Origin of the sequence: Streptomyces doebereineriae, from assembly GCF_031845645.1 — a bacterium.
Lineage (GTDB): Bacteria > Actinomycetota > Actinomycetes > Streptomycetales > Streptomycetaceae > Streptomyces > Streptomyces canus.
Genome location: NZ_JAVREZ010000284.1, coordinates 1 through 455 on the forward strand (window position 1 = coordinate 1; position 455 = coordinate 455).

Below are 455 nucleotides of genomic sequence, written 5' to 3' on the forward strand. Positions count from 1 at the left end.
GGCTCACCGAGGACGAGATAGCCGACGCGGTGAAATCTCGTCCGCTCGTCCTCGCCCACCAGGCCCCGCAGCGCGAGGGCGCATATTTCGATGTGCCCGCCGCCCGCCGAGCCATATCGGCTATCGAGACCATGAAGCACACGAAAGGCCGTTGGGGTGGTACGCCGCTCAAGTTGGCCCCGTGGCAAATGGTCTGGATCATTGCGCCGATTTTCGGTTGGCTGTGGCTCGACCCCGAGTTGGGGCGGCCTGTCCGCGTGGCCCGAACGGTGTGGATTGAGGTTCCCCGTAAGGCGGGGAAATCAACGCTGTCGTCGGGTATCGGCCTGGTGCTGCTGCTCGCCGACCGCGAGATAGGCGCGGAAGTCTACGCGGCAGCCGGCTCCCTCCCGCAGGCCGAGCGAGTCTTTGACGACGCTAAGCGTATGGCGCTGACAAGTCGCGCTATCCGGGGC

1 protein-coding gene is annotated in these 455 nt (G+C 65.7%); it reads left to right on the forward strand.

The genetic code is table 11. The features are described 5' to 3' along the window. Positions 1-455: terminase large subunit domain-containing protein (locus RNB18_RS51905; RefSeq protein ID WP_311721045.1), on the forward strand; the 455-nt coding region annotated here is incomplete at both ends.